Below are 16,354 nucleotides of genomic sequence, written 5' to 3'. Positions count from 1 at the left end.
GAATGCTTGGTAAAGCGAGGGTCAGACAGGTTTAGGAGCGCCGAAGGATCGTCACAGTTCTCAGCGCCCCTACTGCTGAGGGGTCCATCCACTGAACAATGGGAGGGTGAGCCCTTCCTCCGAGCAGCAGCACCCCGACGACGCCGACCCCGCCGCGTCCTCCGCCTCCTCCGCCGAGTCGACGGATCAGAGCGCGCCTGAGAGCGCTGGTGCCCAGGCCCCTGAGCCGAGCCGACAGCAGATCCGGCGGTGGCGGAAGTACCTCGCCGATGAGATCGCCGAGGGGCGCCTCTACGCCGATTTGGCTGAGAGGAAGCAGGGTGAGGAGCGGCAGATCCTGCTGGGCCTGGCCGCCGCGGAGAAGCGGCATGAGCAGCATTGGCGCGATCTGCTGGGTGAGCATGCCCAACGGCTGCCCTCCCCCTCGGCCCACCGTGTGCTGCTGGGCTGGATGGCACGGATCTTCGGCTCGGTCTTCATCCTGGCCCTGGCTCAGCGCGCGGAGGGCGACTCCCCCTATGCCCATGACGAGTCGGCCACCCGCGGCATGGCCGCCGATGAGGAGATCCACGAGGAGGTCGTCCGGGCGCTGGCCGCCCGCGGCCGCGAGAAGCTCTCCGGAGGGTTCCGCGCGGCGGTCTTCGGCGCCAACGACGGACTGGTCTCCAACTTCGCGCTGATCATGGGCATGGGCGGCACCGGCGTGGGAGCCACTGTGGTGCTGCTGACCGGCATCGCCGGGCTTCTCGCCGGGGCACTGTCCATGGCCGCCGGCGAGTTCATCTCGGTGCGCAGCCAGCGTGAGCTGCTCGATGCCACACGTCCCACCCATGCCACCCTGCGTGCCGCCCCCGACCTGGACCTGGATCATAACGAGCTGGTGCTGGTCTACCGAGCGCGGGGACTGAGCCGAGAGGACGCCGAGCACCGTGCCCTGGAACGTCTTGGGGCCTTCGAGTGTGACTGCCGGCCCGAGCTCTCCGTACCCAAGGATCCCGAGGACGAGACCGAGGCCTGGGGCGGCTACGAAGTGGTCGGCTCCGCGTGGACCGCGGCCGGCTCGAGCTTCTGCTTCTTCGCCGTCGGGGCGCTGATCCCGATCCTTCCCTATCTCATCGGTGCCGTGGGCTGGGCCGCCGTTGCGATCTCCACCGCGCTGGTGGGCACAGCGCTGATGTGCACCGGTGCCGTGGTGGGCCTGCTCTCCGGAGCCAGCCCGCTCTCCCGCGGTCTGCGCCAGCTGGCCATCGGCCTGGGTGCGGCGGCACTGACCTACGCCCTGGGCTCGGTCCTCGGCGTTTCGGTCGCCTGATCCGAAGTCTCACCTCAACGACGCGCGGAACGGCATTCTGCCCAGCCGCAGACCCACCGCGGCCGAAGGCGTAGACTCGCAACCCCGGGCACTTCAGCATCCCGGCGGGAGAGAGGAACATCCCATGACTCCCAACCCCCACACCCTGACGCCCCTGACCGACACCGAACGCACGCTGGGCGTGGTGGTCGGCTTCGACGGATCCGAGCAGAGCTTCCTGGCCCTGCACTATGCCGCTCGGGCGGCGCAGCGCCGAAACACGCAGCTGACTGTGGTCAACGCGTACCGGCTCCCCGCCCACTTCTACAGCACGTTGGCCGCACTGCCCCCGGAGGGCGAAGCCGACCTCCCGAGGCAGGACTCCGAGGCTGTGCTGGAGCAGGCACACGAATACCTGAAGAACTATCCCGGCCACGTGGTCACCCACTCGGTGAAAGGCGACGCCGCCGGAGTGTTGGTGAAGCTCTCAGGCTCAGCGCAGCTGGTGGTCCTCGGCGAACGCGGCCGTGGCGGCTTCGTGGGACGGATCGTGGGATCGGTCGCCACCGCAGTGCCTGCCCATGCCCATTGCCCGACGGTGATCGTGCCCGACTCCTACGACCCGCAGGCCGGCGTCGGCCCCGACGAAGGACGTTTCTCCCCCGCGCAGGACCCGCGGCCCGTGGTGGTCGGCGTGGACGGCTCCTCAATCTCCCGCGTCGCAGCGCTGCAGGCCGCTGAGGCCGCCGCGGAGCGCGGTGCCCCGCTGCACGCGATCATCGCGCTGCTGCCGCTGGACGATGTGACCGGCTGGTATCCGGGCATCGGCTTCGACAGCTCCTACGCCGAGCAGCGCCGTCGAGAGCTCGAGGAGCATGCTCAGGCCGAGGCGGCCTGGCTGCAGAGCCGGGTTCCGGGGGCCCAGGTCAGCGGCGCCGTCGAGGTCGGTGCCGCCGAGGACGTGTTGGCGCAGAGGTCCGCTGAGGCCCAGTTGACCGTGGTGGGAACGCGCGGGCGCGGAGGCCTCCGCAGCGCCCTGCTGGGGTCCACGTCCCGTTCGGTGCTCACCGCAGCCGCCGGGCCGGTGATGATCGTCCCCGAGCTTCCGGACCCGCGGCTGAAGGATCAGCCTCAGTTCCCAGCCTGACCCGGGACCGACGGGCCAGGTCAGGCGCCGGGGGCGGCCCGGGCCGCCTCCGGCCGTACCTGCGTACGGGGAGCCAGCCGCTGCAGCTGGGTGACGTGCTTCGGCTCCAGCTCCTCCACCGTGGAGACCTCCAGGAGCTTCATAGTGCGCTCGATCTGATCGCTGAGGATCTCGATCGCCCGGTCTGCCCCGGCTCGACCTCCGGCCATCAGCCCATAGAGGTAGGCGCGGCCCACGAAGGTGAACTTCGCCCCCATGGCGAGCGCCGCGACGATGTCAGCACCGTTCATGATGCCGGTGTCCATGGTCACCTCAAGGTCGTCCCCGACCTCACGGGCCACCTCCGGCAACAGATGGAAGGGGACAGGCGCGCGGTCCAGCTGCCGGCCGCCATGGTTGGAGAGCACGACGCCGTCCACGCCCAGATCGGCCAGCGTGCGGGAGTCCTCCACGTTCTGAACACCCTTGACGACGATCCTGCCGGGGAAGAGCTCCCGGATGATCTTCAGGTCCTCGAAGCTGATGGAGGGGTCCATCGCAGCGTCCAGCAGCTCACCGACCGTCCCGCCGGTGGAGGACAGGGAGGCGAACTCCAGCGGCGGAGTGGTCAGGAAGTCGTACCACCACCAGGGCCGCGGAATCGCGTTGATCACAGTGCTCAGGCTCAGCTGCGGAGGGATGGAGAAGCCGTTGCGCCTATCCCGCAGCCGTGCACCTGCGACCGGAGTGTCCACAGTGAAGAAGAGGGTGTCGAAGCCGGAGTCGGCGGCGCGCTCGACCAAGCCGTAGGAGACCTCTCGCTGCTTCATCACATAGAGCTGGAACCAATTGCGCCCCTGCGGATTAGCGGCCTTCACATCCTCGATACTGGTGGTCCCCAGCGTGGAGAGAGTGAACGGGATCCCGGCGGCGCCTGCGGCACCCGCCCCTGCGGTCTCCCCCTCGGTCTGCATCAGGCGGGTGAAACCGGTGGGGGCAATGCCGAAGGGCTGGGCAGAGGGGCCGCCAAAGATGCTGACGGAGGTGTCCACCGCAGAGACGTCGCGCAGGATCGACGGGTTGAACTGGACATCCTCGAAGCCCTCGCGCGCCCGGTGAATGGAGAACTCACCCTCCGCCGCACCGTCGGTGTAGTCGAAGGCCGCCTTGGGGGTGCGCCGCTTGGCGATCGTCCGCAGATCCTCGATGGTCAGCGCGGCGCTGAGCCGACGCCGGGTGGCATTGAAGTCGAACTTCTTGAACTGCATCAGCGGCGCAAGGTCGCGCGGCTTGGGGAATTGACGCTGGACCATGAAACCTGCTCCTCGGGGACATACTGCACCATCCTGTGGTCTGACCTCATAGAGGATAGGTCGACGGAGATCACATCGTCAACGAATCCCCTCTCCACCTGGGGCCGAAAATTCTTGTTGACGCAGATCACAATTCTCACTAGCCTCCAATGGTCAGACCACACGCCACGCCGACCACATGTCGTCGTTCAGCCCGCCCCGGAGGAACAGCGCCCCATGGACTCCATCGCCTGGTACAGCATGCTGGCCATCGCGCCCATCATCACGGTCGGCCTTCTCCTGGCCGGCTTCCGGTGGCCGGCGAAATATGCCATGCCCGTGGGCTATCTGGTCGCCGTCTGCGTCGCATGGCTCAGCTGGGACATGGCGCCCGTCGCCATCGCCGCGGCCTCCGTGGAGGGGCTGATCATCGCCGGCACCATGCTCTACATCATCTTCGGAGCGCTGCTCCTGCTGGCCACAGTGATGGCCTCCGGGGCCATGGAGACGATCAAAGCCGGATTCAACCGCATCTCCCCCGACCGCCGGGTCCAGGCGATCATCATCGGCTGGTGCTTCGGCTCCTTCATCGAGGGAACCTCGGGCTACGGCACCACAGCCGCCGTCGTCGCTCCACTGCTGCTGGCCATGGGGTTCCCGGCGATGGCGGCGGTGATGGTGGGCCTGATCGTACAGACGACCCCGGTGAGCTTCGGCGCGGTGGGCACCCCCATCCTCATCGGTGTGGGCAACGGTCTGGACCAGAACTCCGACGCCATGCAGGCGCGTCTGCTCGACCAGAACATCACCTACGCTGAGTACATCGCGGAGATCGGACTCAACGTGGCGCTGATACATGCGGTCGTCGGGCTGCTCATCCCGCTGATCATCGTCACGCTCCTGACCGGGTTCTTCGGCCCGGAGCGGAGCTTTGCAGACGGCCTGCGGATCACCCCCTTCGCCCTCTACGCTTCCCTGGCGGTGATCGTTCCTTCCGCACTGGTCGCCACGTTCCTGGGGCCGGAGTTCCCTGCCATGCTGGGTGGACTGACCGGCCTTGTCATCGTCATGGTCACCTCCTCCAAGGGATTCCTGATGCCCGACAGGGCCTTCGAGTTCGGGCCCCGCAGCAACTGGGAGACCAGTTGGACCGGTCGGATCGCGCAGGAGAAGCCGAAAGCGCTCGCCTCAGGCCGGCAGATCGGGATGGCCCGGGCCTGGTCCCCCTACCTGGTGCTGGCCGGACTGTTGGTCGCCACCCGCGTGCTGGAGCCGCTCGAAGAGCTCCTGAACACCCCCGGAGTCACCCTGTTCGAGTTCAGCGATCTGCTGGGAGTTGAGGGGATCAGCCCCACGGTGGAGCCCTTCTATCTCCCCGGATTCATGCTTCTGACGGCGGTGGCGTGTGGGTATGTCATCTACCGGATGTCCAGCTCCCAGGTCCTCCGAACCTGGCAGGTCGCAGGCCGACAGCTCGCCGGCACCGCCGCCGCGCTCTTCTTCGCCGTGCCCCTGGTCAGGGTCCTGCTGCAGTCCGGGACCAACGACTCCGGCCTGGAGAGCATGCCGGTCATCCTCGCCGAGGGGGCCGCCGCAGTCTCCGGAGGATACTGGCCGTTCCTCGCCCCGTTCCTCGGGGCCTTGGGTGCTTTCGTCGCGGGCTCCAACACCATCTCCAACCTGACCTTCTCCCAGTTCCAGTGGTCCACGGGCAGCCATATCGGCGTCAGCCCGGAGACAGTGGTCGCTGCCCAGGCCGTCGGCGGAGCCGGAGGCAACCCGATCTCCGTGCACAACATCGTCGCCGCCTCCGCCACTGTGGGCCTGCTCGGCAGGGAGGGCGACCTCCTGCGCCGGGTCCTGCCGGTCACCCTGTACTACTGCACCGCCGCCGGAGCGATCAGCTACATCGTCGCCCACGGCGCCGGGCTGAACCTGGGCACCCTGGTCCTCGGGGCCTTGGCCCTGATCCTGCCTCTGGCCGCCGGCGTCGTAGTGCGCCGCAGCTCCGCCGCCCCGCGCGTGGAGACTCCCACTGCCGGCCGGCGATGAGGACCGCACACGGAAGGACCGCAGCTGCGGTGATAGAAAAGGACTATGCCTGACTCAGCAGAGAAATCCAGCCGCACGCCGATCTCCTGGGACCCGATCCCGCGCAGCCGTGCCCATGAGCTGGTGCTCGACGCAATCGAGGAGCAGGTCACCGCAGGCCGGCTGGCCGTGGGGGACCTGCTCCCGCCGGAACGGGAGCTGGCCTCCCAACTGCAGGTGAGCCGGGCCAGCGTCCGTGAGGCCATCCGAATACTGGAGTCCCAAGGGGCGTTGCAGTCCCAGGTAGGCTCCGGCCGCTCGGCCGGGACGCGCGTCACCGCGCTCCCCAGCGAGGGGCTGACCCGCCTGCTCCGCATGCACATCGGGCTGTCCAACTTCCCCCTCGACGATGTCGCGGAGGCTCGCATCGCCCTGGAGCGGGCCAGCGCCATGCTCGCCGCGCAGCAGGCGGAGGAGCCCCAGCTCGCGGAGATCGACCAGGCCTTGGAGACGATGGAGAGATCCTCCACTGTGGAGGAGTTCAACGAGGCCGACACCGCCTTCCACGTCGCCATCGCAGAAGCGGCCGGCAACCGGCTGGTCGCTGATCTCACCACAGCCATCCGCAGCTCCCTGAAGCAGACCATTCTGGAGGCGTTCCACTCCCACGGAACCCCTTCCGAGGTGCAGATCACCCTTCAGGAGCAGCACCACCGGATTCATGCCGCGATCAGGGAGCAGGACCCTCAGCGCAGCGCTGAGCTGGTGGAGGAGCACATCCGTTTCGCCATGGAGACCCTGCCCATGGGCGGCCACGGCGAGTGCTGAGCCGCAGATCCTGCTAGGCAGTGCCGCTTCCTGCGGCAGCCGGTCACAGGAGGAGAGCGCCCGCCGGTGGAGGTGCCTTTTACCCAGCGCGCCTCATACGGCCCCTGCAGCCCAGCGTCATGATGCGCCGCCGCCCAGAGGCGAATGTGGCCCGCCCTCTCCGCTGGGGAGAGGGCGGGCCACAGTCAGATGCATGCTGAGCGCACCGGGTCAGAGCATCAGCCCTTGAAGACCTCGCGGAGCAGCTCTGCGGTCTCAGACGGAGTCTTGCCGACCTTCACGCCTGCGGCCTCCAGCGCTTCCTTCTTAGCGTCAGCGGTGCCGGAGGAGCCGGAGACGATGGCGCCTGCGTGGCCCATGGTCTTGCCCTCCGGGGCGGTGAAGCCTGCCACGTAGCCGACGACCGGCTTGGTGACGTTGGCCTTGATGTACTCAGCGGCACGCTCCTCGGCGTCGCCGCCGATCTCGCCGATCATCACGATGGCCTTGGTCTCCGGATCGTTCTCGAAGGCCTCGAGGGCATCGATGTGGGTGGTTCCGATGACCGGATCACCGCCGATGCCGATGGAGGTGGAGAAGCCGATGTCCCGCAGCTCGTACATCATCTGGTAGGTCAGGGTGCCCGACTTGGAGACCAGACCGATGGGGCCGGACTCGGTGATGTTGGCCGGAGTGATGCCTGCCAGGGCCTCGCCCGGGGTGATGACTCCGGGGCAGTTCGGGCCGATGATCCGGGTGACGGGCTTGCCGTCGGGGCCGGTCTTCTGAGCAGCCAGGTTGTAGAACTCCGCGGAGTCCTGGACCGGGATGCCCTCGGTGATGACCACCAGCAGACCGATGCCGGCCTCGATGGCCTCGATGGCCGCATCCTTGGCGAACTTCGGCGGCACGAAGGCCACCGACACGTCGGCGCCGGACTTCTCCATAGCCTCGGAGACCGAGCCGAAGACGGGCAGCTCGACGTCGTTGCCGTCCTTGTCCTGGTGCTCGACCGTGGTGCCGGCCTTACGTGCGTTCACGCCGCCGACGATGTTGGTTCCGGCCTTCAGCATCAGACGGGTGTGCTTGGTGCCCTCGCCGCCGGTGATGCCCTGGACGATGACCTTGGAGTCCTTGTTCAGGTAGATAGACATGAGTGTAGAGGTCCTTACTTGTTGGCCAGCGCAGAGTTGGCGAGTTCAGCAGCCTTGTCGGCACCGGCGTCCATGGTGTCGGCGGTGGTGACCAGCGGGTGGTTGGCCTCTGCGAGGATGCGGCGGCCCTCCTCCACGTTGTTGCCGTCGAGGCGGACCACGAGCGGCTTGGTGGCGGTGTCCCCGAGGATCTCCAGCGCCTTCACGATGCCGTTGGCCACGGCGTCACAGGAGGTGATGCCGCCGAAGACGTTGACGAACACGGACTCCACCTGGTCATCGCCGAGGATGACGTCCAGGCCGTTGGCCATGACCTCAGCGGATGCGCCGCCGCCGATGTCCAGGAAGTTCGCCGGCTTCACGCCGTCGTGCGCCTCGCCTGCGTAGGCGACGACGTCCAGAGTGGACATGACCAGACCGGCGCCGTTGCCGATGATGCCCACCTGACCGTCGAGCTTCACGTAATTGAGGTCGTTCGCCTTGGCCTTGGCCTCCAGCGGGTCCTCAGCGGACTCATCGACCAGATCGGCGTGGGCCGGGTTGCGGAAGTCTGCGTTCTCATCGACGGTGACCTTGCCGTCGAGGGCGATGATCTTGCCCTCGCCGGTCTTCACCAGCGGGTTGACCTCCACCAAGGTGGCGTCCTCCTCGGAGAACACGGTCCACAGCTGCTGGAAGACCTGGGCCAGCTCCTCGTGCTGCTCGGCCGGGAAGCCGGCCTGCTGCGCGATGTCCTTGGCCACCTCGGCGGTCACGCCGGTGTTGGGGTCGAAGTTCACCCGGGCCAGCGCCTCGGGGCGCTCCTCGGCCAGCTGCTCGATCTCGACGCCGCCCTCCTTGGAGCACATGGCGAGGTAGTTGCGGTTCGCCCGGTCCAGCAGGATGGAGAAGTAGTACTCCTCAGCGATCTCGGCACCCTGGGCGATCATCACGCGGCTCACGGTGTGGCCCTTGATGTCCATGCCGAGGATGGCCTGTGCGTGCTCATAGGCCTCATCGGCGCTCTTGGCGAGCTTCACGCCGCCGGCCTTGCCGCGGCCGCCCACCTTCACCTGGGCCTTGACGACGACGGTGCCGCCGATCTGCTCGGCAGCCGCCTTCGCCTCTTCGGGGGTCTGCGCCACGATTCCGGCCAGCACGGGAACTCCGTGTGCCTCGAACAGATCGCGCGCCTGGTACTCATACAGGTCCACGGGTTGTGTCCTTCTGCGTTGAAGTCATCTCTTGTGCGAAGGCAGGACTCAGCCGACCTTCTCCACTGGAGCATATCGCAGGAGAAGCCTCTTCTCCTGCCCGGAGAAACTGACTTTCGCCACTGTCTTCAGGCCTGCGCCCTCCACGGCGATGACCTCCCCCTGGCCGAACTTCGGGTGGCTGACGCGGTCACCCGGGCTGAGACTGGGAACCTCTCGGTCAGGGTTGACCTGCTGGGGGGCCGAGCCGGCCGAGGCACCCGGCAGGGAGGAGGATCGGTGAGTGGTGTCGGCCGCTCCGTAGGCGGTAGGTGCCGAACCACGTGATCCTCGGGAGCCTGCGGATCCGCCGCTGTAGATGGATCCGGACCCCCATCCGGTGAAGCCTCCGCTGAGCGCACCCGAAGAGGAGGATCCGCTGTGCTCGAGCAGGTCCTCCGGGATCTCGGAGAGGAACTGGCTGGGCGGGTTGTACTGGTGCTGACCCCACAGATGGCGCGACTCCGCGCGGGAGAGGTAGAGCCGCCTGCGGGCTCGCGTGAGGCCCACATAGGCCAGCCGACGCTCCTCGGCCAGCTGCTCCGGATCCGACATGGACCGGGAGTGTGGGAAGATCCCGTGCTCCATGCCGGTGAGGAAGACCACAGGAAATTCGAGGCCCTTCGCGGTGTGCAGAGTCATCAATGTGACCTGCCCCTGTTCGCGTGCGATCCTCTCGGACTCCTCGTCACCGGCCGAGGGGATGGCATCGGCGTCGGCGATCAGGCTGACCTGCTCCAGGAAGTCGGCCAGCGTTCCGCTGCCCTGAGCAGACGACGACGCCGACTCCTCCTCCTGCTCCTCAGCGCCGGGTGCCCCCGCCGCGTTGGCCTCATACTCCTTGACCACGGCGACGAGCTCGCCGAGGTTGTCGGCGCGGGACTCGTCCTGCAGATCCTTGGACTGGCGCAGGGCTTCCATCATCCCGGACTGCTCCAGCACGGCCTCCAGCACCACCGAGGGCTTCTCGTCCTGGTTGAGCTGGGCGAGGTCGTCCATCATCCGCACGAAGGAGTTGATGGCCTTCAGCGAGCGCGTGGCCATGGCCGGGGCCTCCTCGGCTCGGCGCAGCGCCTCGAAGAAGGTGGTCCGATCCCGCTGGGCCAGTGCGGCCACGGCGCCTTCGGCCCGGTCCCCGATCCCGCGCTTGGGCTCGTTGAGGATACGGCGGAGGTTGACGTCGTCGTCGGGGTTGTTGAGGACGTGCAGGTAGGCCAGCGCGTCCTTGATCTCTTTGCGGTCGTAGAAGCGGGTGCCGCCGATGACCCGGTAGGGGATGCCGCGGTTGATCAGCCGCTCCTCCAGGGAGCGGGACTGCGCATTGGTCCGGTAGAACACCGCCACGTCGGAGGGCTTGATGCCCTCGGAGTCGCCGAGCTCATCGATGGTCCGGGCGATCCAGTCGGCCTCGTCGTTCTCCGAGGGGGCCACGTGCAGCCGCACCGGCTCACCCTCGCCCTCATCGGTCCAGAGCTTCTTCTCCTGCCGGCCCGGGTTCTGGGAGATGACCCCGTTGGCGGCGTCGAGGATGGTCTGCGTGGAGCGGTAGTTCTGCTCCAGCTTGATGGTGGTGGCCTCCGGGTAGTCGCGCTCGAACTCCACGATGTTGCGGATGTCGGCGCCGCGGAAGGCATAGATCGACTGGTCCGAGTCGCCCACCACGGTCAGCTCGGCGGGCTCTGTCTGCACGTCCTCGCGGCCGCCGGTGAGCTGGCGGACCAGGCGGTACTGGGCGTGGTTGGTGTCCTGGTACTCATCCACCAGCACGTGGCGGAAGCGGCGGCGGTAGTTGTCCAGCAGCGCCGGGAAGGCGTCGAACATCCATACGGTCTCGGCCAACAGATCGTCGAAGTCGTAGGCGTTGGCCGCCCGCAGCCGCTCGGTGTACTCGCGGTAGACGGTGGCCACGGCCTCGGAGAAGGGCTCGTTGGGAGCGGTGGACTGGAAGGTGTCGGCGTCGGCCAACTCGTTCTTCAGCGAGGAGATCTTGTTCTTGATGGCGCGCGGGGCGAACCGCTTGGGGTCCAGGTCATGCATCTTGGCGATCGTGGTGATCAGCCGCAGCGAATCCGCGGCGTCGTAGATGGTGAAGGTGGACCTGCGGCCCAGATGCGCGGCCTCGGCGCGCAGGATGCGTACGCAGGAGGAGTGGAAGGTGGAGATCCACATGCGCTCAGCGGTGGGACCCACCAGACCGGCGATGCGCTCCTTCATCTCCCGGGCGGCCTTATTGGTGAAGGTGATCGCCAGGATCTCGTGCGGCCGGGCCATCCCGGACTGCAGCATGTGCGCGATACGCCGGGTCAGCACACTGGTCTTGCCCGAGCCTGCGCCGGCCACGATCAACAGCGGACTCCCATGGTGCAGGACCGCCTCCCGCTGCTGCGGGTTCAGTCCGGCCGCCGGGTCCGCCGGGACCGAGGGTGCGGCCGGGGCCTCCTGCAGAACAGCGGGGCCGGCGTCGTCGGCATCCTGGCCGCGCTGAGCTTCCTGCCCACCCGGAGCCGAGCTGCGGACGGAGGGGCCGGAACGTTCCGAGGGAGGCGTGAAGACAAAATCCATGATGCGACCAGTGTAGGAGGTGCCGGGGACACGACGACGCCGCCCGCGGCCTCCGCAGGCCGCTGCGGTGAGCGTGGCTCTGCCCCACAAGGATGGTACGGCCCTACAGTGGCCTCATGCGCACCGAGCAACAGGCCCTGAAACTCTCTCTGGCCGGAATTCTGTCCGTGTCTGCACTCGGCATCGGCTTCGGCATCACATCAGGTTCCTTCGCAGTGCTGTTCGACGGGGTCTTCTCCCTGGTGGACGCTGTGATGTCGATCATCTCCATCACAGTGGCAGGGCTGATCGCGAAGTCCGCGGCCAATGAGCTGTCCCAGCGCACCCAGGATCGCTTCACCATGGGTTTCTGGCACTTCGAGCCCATCGTGCTGGCCGTCAACGCACTGCTGATGATGGCGGTCACCATCTACGCGCTCTTCCAAGCGGTGGAATCTCTGCTCTCCGGCGGCCGGGAGATGGAGTTCGGCCCGGCGGTGGTCTACGCCGCCGCAGTGGTCGCGCTCAGCACGGTGATCGCCGTGGTGGAGCACCGCGCGAACCGACGGATCGCCTCCGGCTTCGTAGCCATCGATGTCAAGGGCTGGATCATGGCCGGCGGAGTCACCGGCGCGCTGCTGGTGGCCTTCCTGATCGGCATGCTCCTCGACGGCACGGATCTGGCCTGGCTCATGCCCTATGTGGATCCGGCAGTGCTGGCCCTGGTCGCCTTGGTGCTGCTGCCGGTTCCGTTCTCCACGCTGCGCAGCTCCCTGGCGGAGATCTCGTTGGTCACCCCGCCGGAGCTGCTGGATCATGCCTGGCGGGCAGCCCAGGAGATCACCTCCGCTGAAGGCTTCGACGACTTCCGGGTCTATGCCTCCCAGCAGGGTCGGGCCCGGACGGTGGACGTGGTGTTCTACGTACCCACAGGCCAGGACCCACGTCCACTGGAGGACTGGGACCGCATCCGCGACGCCGCCCGCGCCCGGCTGGACGCTGATGATCCTCACGCCTGGATCACCATCTCCTTCACCACCAAGGCGCCGCGCCAGGCCGCCCCGCAGTGATGCGTCCCTGAGGAGGACCCCAGCTCCTGGCTGCAGTCGACTCAGGCCAGCCATGGGAGACTGGCCCCATGTCCAGACGGCGCAAGAAGTCACGCGGCAACCCCGTCCAGCCGCCCCGCCCCACTGTCCGTGACGGCTTCCTCACCGAGGCCAACCAGCGTGCGGCCGAGGGGACCACGTCCAATCCCAAACTGCTGGTCTACGCGCTGCTCGGCGTCGCGGTGTTCATGTTCATCTATGTGCACCTCTACGCACTGCCGCAGATGACCTATTTCGCCGGCGGATTCTCCATGCCGGATGCGCGGCTGATGGGATACGACGCCGCCGACATCGACCGACTGCGCAATGTGATGGACGATTCCGGCACTGGTCAGCTGAACTTCCTGCATAAGACCGCCGGGATCATCTTCCCCATCTCCTTCGGGCTGGCCACCTGGGCCGTGGCCGGACTGGTGATGCGTCGCGGCGCCTTCCGCTGGGTGCTGGTGGCGGCCGCCGCGCTGTTCGCCGTCCTGGACATCACCGAGAACTTCCTGATCGACCGGATCCTGACCATGGAGACCCTCGACGACGGACTGGTGACCATCTCCTCCACCCTCACCGTGGCCTCCTGGGTGTTGCTGATCCTGGTGGGCTGTTCGGTGATCGGCGCGGTGATCATGAGCATCGTGAAGTCCTCGGTGCGGCAGCGCTGACTCGGCCAGTCTGCCGTGTGACGATACGATGGTCCGGTGCACCGCACCTAGCAGTGCACATGCCTCCCTCCGTAGCTCAGGGGATAGAGCACCGCTCTCCTAAAGCGGGTGTCGCAGGTTCGAATCCTGCCGGGGGGACCACCGCCGTCGCCGATGTGACGTTCCCATCACCCAGGAATCCCCTGCCAGCGCTGCAGGTTCTCCCCCACGGAACAACTCGTCCGCGAGGACCGCGAAAGGATCTGCATGACCCCCCTCTTCTCCCCCACCACGCTGGGATCCACCGAGCTGGCCAACCGTCTGGTGATGGCGCCGCTGACCCGCATCCGCTCCGATGAGAACGGCGTGCCCACCGACGACGTCGTCGAGTACTACCGCCAGCGCGCCTCCATGGGCCTGATCGTCACCGAGGGCACCTGGCCCGTGGGCGAGGGACGCACCTGGCTGGGCCAGCCCGGCATCGAGGCCGAAGAGCACGTCGAGGGCTGGAAGCGCGTCACCGAGGCGGTCCACGCCGAGGGCGGCAAGATCGTCATGCAGATCATGCACGGCGGGCGCATCGGCCACTCCACGCTGTCCACCACCGGCCGGGTCACCGCACCCAGCGCTCTGGCGGCACCCGGCGAGATCCGCACCCCGGAGGGCAAACAGCCGCATCCGGTGCCACATGCGCTGACCACTGAGGAGGTCGCCGAGACCATCCAGCAGTTCGTCCGCGGCGCCCAGAACGCCATCGCCGCCGGCATGGACGGTGTGCAGATCCACGGCGCCAACGGCTACCTGATCCACGAGTTCACCGCCCCGGCCTCCAATGAGCGCACCGATCAGTACGGCGGCACGCCGGAGAACCGCGCCCGGCTGTCCGTGGATATCGCCGCCGCAGTGGCCGAGGCCATCGGCGCGGACAAGACCGGCATCCGGCTCTCCCCGCAGCACAACATCCAGGGCGCGCTGGAGGAGGACTACGACGACGCACTGGCCACCTACCGCGCCATGGCCGAAGGCTTCGCTGCGCTGAACCTGGCCCACATCGACATCCTCCACGCGGAACCGGCCTCCGAGCTGGTCCAGATGATTCGGAAGGTCTCCGGCACCCCGCTGATCGCCAACTCCGGCTTCGGCGTACAGACCACCCGCCAGGAGGCCATCTCCCTGGTGGAGCAGGAGGTGGCCGAGACCGTCGGCGTCGGACGCGCGGTGATCGCCAACCCGGACCTGGTCCGCCGCTGGCAGGAGATCCTTCCGGAGAACGAGCCCAACCCGGCCACCTTCTACGTGGGCGGTGAACGCGGGTACACCGACTACCCGTTCTACGAGGGCTGAAGGGTTCGAACCCTCCACCCCTCACGTCGATTGGGCGAAGAGTTGCCGTCTCAGTGCCTCGGAGGCGCTGAGACGGCAACTCTTCGCCCAAACAACTGCTGGATCAGCTCACCGCCACCAGGCTGATCCCGACGACGACCACCAGCGCCCCGGCCACGCGCCGCACCGGATCCGGCTCCTTGAACAGCCACCAGGCCAGCAGCGCCCCGATGACGATCGAGGACTCGCGCACCGGCGCCACCAGCGCCACCGAGGTGGTGGTCATCGCGTAGAGCACCAGGACATAGGCCAGCGGCGACAGGGCCGCGATGATGCCGACCTGTCGCCGGTCGGAGCGCCAGGTCGGCCTGATCAGCGCCCGCTTGCGGATCACCCAGGGCAGCATGATCAGGCACTGGACCGCCCCGCTGAACCCGAAGTAGAGGATCGGCTCGATGGCCAGATCGTTCACCGAGTAGTTGTCCCACAGCGTGTAGGCGGCGATGGCCGCACCGGTGGCCGAGCCGTAGAGCAGCCCGGCGCCCAACCCGGAGGCCCTCTGGAAGAGCCGGCGCCCGGTGACGATCAGGATCCCGCCGATGATCACCAGACCGCCCACCAGCGCCAACGTCTCCGGGCGCTCCCCCAAGACCGCGACGGCGACCACGATGGTCAGCACTGGGCCCACTCCGCGGGCCACCGGATACACCACCCCCAGGTCAGCCTTTCGATAGCCGGTCTGCAGCAGCATGGCGTAGGTGATGTGCAGCAGGGCGGTGATCATCGCAGCATAGAGCAGCTCCCAGCCGTAGCTGTCCCCACGCATGACCAGCAGCGTGAGCCCCACCGGCAGGCACAGCATGGCACCGGCGGTGTAGTACATCCAGACGAACACGGTGGTGTCCCCGCTGGAGCTCTTGGCCGCGATGTTCCACAGCGCATGGGCCACGGACGCGCCGAGGACCATCAGCAGCGCCAGCGTGCTCACTGTTCACCTCCGGGCAGGGCCAGTGCGGCGCAGAGCATGTCCACCACGGCCAGATGGGCGATCCGGCTGGAGGACTCCACCAGATGCTGGGCCTCCGAGACCCCCATGGCCACCAGCGGCAGATCGGCCACCTTGGACAGCGTGGAGCTGCTGAAGCTGGTGATCGCGATGATCTGTGCCCCGCTGCCCTGTGCGGCCTGGACGGTCTCCAGGGTCTGGCGGGTCTCCCCGGAGTGGCTGACCGCGATCACCACATCCTCGGCGTCGAGCTGTCCGGCCAGCAGCACTGCGGAGTAGCTGTCGGCCGAGTGCTGGACGGTGATCCCGTTGAGCGTGAGGCGGAAGGCGGCGTCGGCGGCCACGGCCAGCGAGGTGCCGGAGGCGACGAGCAGCACCCGGCGCGCTCCGGTGAGCAGAGTCCCGGCGCGCTCGATGTCGGTCGTCTCCAGTGTGGAGCGGACGGCCCGCAGGCTGCGGATGTGGCTGGCACTGATCAGCTCGATGACCTCCTGGGGTGATCCGGCCCGGCTGATCTGCGCCGCAGGCTCCTCTCCTGCTGCGGAGGACCGGGCCAGCGCCAGGCGCAGATGCGGCAGCCCGGTGAAGCCGGCCGCGCGGGCCGCGCGGACCACTGTCGCCGCGGAGACATCGGCCCGGGCGGCCACCTGTTGGGCATTGGCGTTGAGCACGAAGCCGGGGTCTTCGAGGCAGAGTCCGAGCACGCGCTGATGCCCGGGCCTCAGCCCGGGGAGCTGGGAACGCAGCTGGAGGAGGAAGGAGTCGCCATCGGCCACGTTTCATACCATATCACTGACGATGAAACGT

The 16,354-nt window shown here is 67.6% G+C and carries 13 protein-coding genes and 1 tRNA gene; 8 read left to right on the top strand and 6 right to left on the bottom strand.

The window, feature by feature from the left end; translation table 11 throughout:
* Positions 1–106 precede the first annotated feature (106 nt).
* Together IEW85_RS10965 and IEW85_RS10960 are read left to right on the top strand one after the other, a co-directional pair.
* A complete protein-coding gene (locus tag IEW85_RS10965; protein WP_188685618.1) occupies positions 107–1,312 on the top strand; it encodes a VIT1/CCC1 transporter family protein in 1,206 nt (401 codons plus the stop codon).
* Positions 1,313–1,436: 124 nt separating this feature from the next.
* Positions 1,437–2,438: a universal stress protein gene (locus tag IEW85_RS10960; RefSeq protein ID WP_188685615.1), complete on the top strand. Its 1,002-nt coding sequence runs from the start codon at positions 1,437–1,439 to the stop codon at positions 2,436–2,438.
* Between the two features lie 20 nt (positions 2,439–2,458).
* On the opposite strand, the gene IEW85_RS10955 is transcribed toward IEW85_RS10960, so the two are convergent.
* The gene (locus tag IEW85_RS10955; protein WP_188685613.1) at positions 2,459–3,730 is read right to left on the bottom strand and encodes an alpha-hydroxy acid oxidase; all 1,272 of its coding nucleotides are present in this window, start codon (positions 3,728–3,730) and stop codon (positions 2,459–2,461) included.
* A gap of 216 nt (positions 3,731–3,946) precedes the next feature.
* Here IEW85_RS10955 and IEW85_RS10950 point away from each other — a divergent pair, with 216 nt between their 5' ends.
* Together IEW85_RS10950 and IEW85_RS10945 are read left to right on the top strand one after the other, a co-directional pair.
* Positions 3,947–5,761 (top strand): L-lactate permease, encoded by a 1,815-nt coding sequence (locus IEW85_RS10950; protein ID WP_188685612.1) that lies wholly within the window; start codon positions 3,947–3,949, stop codon positions 5,759–5,761.
* A 45-nt stretch (positions 5,762–5,806) separates the two neighbouring features.
* Positions 5,807–6,568 (top strand): FadR/GntR family transcriptional regulator, encoded by a 762-nt coding sequence (locus IEW85_RS10945; protein ID WP_188685610.1) that lies wholly within the window; start codon positions 5,807–5,809, stop codon positions 6,566–6,568.
* Positions 6,569–6,786: 218 nt separating this feature from the next.
* Here IEW85_RS10945 and sucD read toward each other — a convergent pair whose 3' ends face one another.
* Genes sucD through pcrA form a run of 3 tightly spaced genes read right to left on the bottom strand, consistent with a single transcriptional unit; the run spans position 6,787 to position 11,495 of the window.
* Positions 6,787–7,701: a succinate--CoA ligase subunit alpha gene (gene sucD / locus IEW85_RS10940; RefSeq protein ID WP_188685608.1), complete on the bottom strand. Its 915-nt coding sequence runs from the start codon at positions 7,699–7,701 to the stop codon at positions 6,787–6,789.
* Between the two features lie 14 nt (positions 7,702–7,715).
* Positions 7,716–8,894, bottom strand: coding sequence for an ADP-forming succinate--CoA ligase subunit beta (sucC, locus tag IEW85_RS10935; protein WP_188685606.1), 1,179 nt, complete (start codon positions 8,892–8,894; stop codon positions 7,716–7,718).
* A gap of 48 nt (positions 8,895–8,942) precedes the next feature.
* Positions 8,943–11,495: a DNA helicase PcrA gene (gene pcrA / locus IEW85_RS10930; protein WP_188685604.1), complete on the bottom strand. Its 2,553-nt coding sequence runs from the start codon at positions 11,493–11,495 to the stop codon at positions 8,943–8,945.
* A gap of 116 nt (positions 11,496–11,611) precedes the next feature.
* On the opposite strand from pcrA, the gene IEW85_RS10925 reads away from it, so the two are divergent.
* The 4 genes from IEW85_RS10925 (at position 11,612) to IEW85_RS10910 (ending at position 14,562) form a co-directional block, all read left to right on the top strand.
* Complete coding sequence (locus tag IEW85_RS10925) at positions 11,612–12,544, top strand: cation diffusion facilitator family transporter (protein WP_188685602.1); 933 nt, start codon at positions 11,612–11,614, stop codon at positions 12,542–12,544.
* A gap of 68 nt (positions 12,545–12,612) precedes the next feature.
* Positions 12,613–13,239, top strand: coding sequence for a hypothetical protein (locus tag IEW85_RS10920; protein ID WP_188685600.1), 627 nt, complete (start codon positions 12,613–12,615; stop codon positions 13,237–13,239).
* Positions 13,240–13,304: 65 nt separating this feature from the next.
* Positions 13,305–13,380 (top strand) — tRNA-Arg (locus tag IEW85_RS10915).
* Positions 13,381–13,485: 105 nt separating this feature from the next.
* A complete protein-coding gene (locus IEW85_RS10910; protein ID WP_188685598.1) occupies positions 13,486–14,562 on the top strand; it encodes an alkene reductase in 1,077 nt (358 codons plus the stop codon).
* Positions 14,563–14,665: 103 nt separating this feature from the next.
* Here IEW85_RS10910 and IEW85_RS10905 read toward each other — a convergent pair whose 3' ends face one another.
* Both IEW85_RS10905 and IEW85_RS10900 read right to left on the bottom strand, forming a co-directional pair.
* Positions 14,666–15,529 (bottom strand): EamA family transporter, encoded by an 864-nt coding sequence (locus tag IEW85_RS10905; RefSeq protein ID WP_188685596.1) that lies wholly within the window; start codon positions 15,527–15,529, stop codon positions 14,666–14,668.
* The gene (locus tag IEW85_RS10900; protein WP_188685593.1) at positions 15,526–16,323 is read right to left on the bottom strand and encodes a MurR/RpiR family transcriptional regulator; all 798 of its coding nucleotides are present in this window, start codon (positions 16,321–16,323) and stop codon (positions 15,526–15,528) included. Before IEW85_RS10900 ends, IEW85_RS10905 begins: the two co-directional genes overlap by 4 nt.
* Positions 16,324–16,354 lie beyond the last annotated feature (31 nt).

It is taken from the genome of Nesterenkonia cremea (assembly GCF_014642675.1).
Classification (GTDB): domain Bacteria; phylum Actinomycetota; class Actinomycetes; order Actinomycetales; family Micrococcaceae; genus Nesterenkonia; species Nesterenkonia cremea.
The sequence above is the reverse complement of the archived record's forward strand: the minus strand, read 5'-3'. Positions and strand labels throughout refer to the sequence as shown.

Excerpts from the sequence above, each read along its gene's own strand:
- IEW85_RS10910 (WP_188685598.1), top strand. The coding sequence starts at position 13,486 with ATGACCCCCCTCTTCTCCCCCACCACGCTGGGATCCACCGAGCTGGCC.
- IEW85_RS10955 (WP_188685613.1), bottom strand. The coding sequence starts at position 3,730 with ATGGTCCAGCGTCAATTCCCCAAGCCGCGCGACCTTGCGCCGCTGATG.
- sucD (WP_188685608.1), bottom strand. The coding sequence starts at position 7,701 with ATGTCTATCTACCTGAACAAGGACTCCAAGGTCATCGTCCAGGGCATC.
- IEW85_RS10925 (WP_188685602.1), top strand. The coding sequence starts at position 11,612 with ATGCGCACCGAGCAACAGGCCCTGAAACTCTCTCTGGCCGGAATTCTG.
- IEW85_RS10920 (WP_188685600.1), top strand. The coding sequence starts at position 12,613 with ATGTCCAGACGGCGCAAGAAGTCACGCGGCAACCCCGTCCAGCCGCCC.
- pcrA (WP_188685604.1), bottom strand. The coding sequence starts at position 11,495 with ATGGATTTTGTCTTCACGCCTCCCTCGGAACGTTCCGGCCCCTCCGTC.
- IEW85_RS10945 (WP_188685610.1), top strand. The coding sequence starts at position 5,807 with ATGCCTGACTCAGCAGAGAAATCCAGCCGCACGCCGATCTCCTGGGAC.
- IEW85_RS10960 (WP_188685615.1), top strand. The coding sequence starts at position 1,437 with ATGACTCCCAACCCCCACACCCTGACGCCCCTGACCGACACCGAACGC.
- IEW85_RS10950 (WP_188685612.1), top strand. The coding sequence starts at position 3,947 with ATGGACTCCATCGCCTGGTACAGCATGCTGGCCATCGCGCCCATCATC.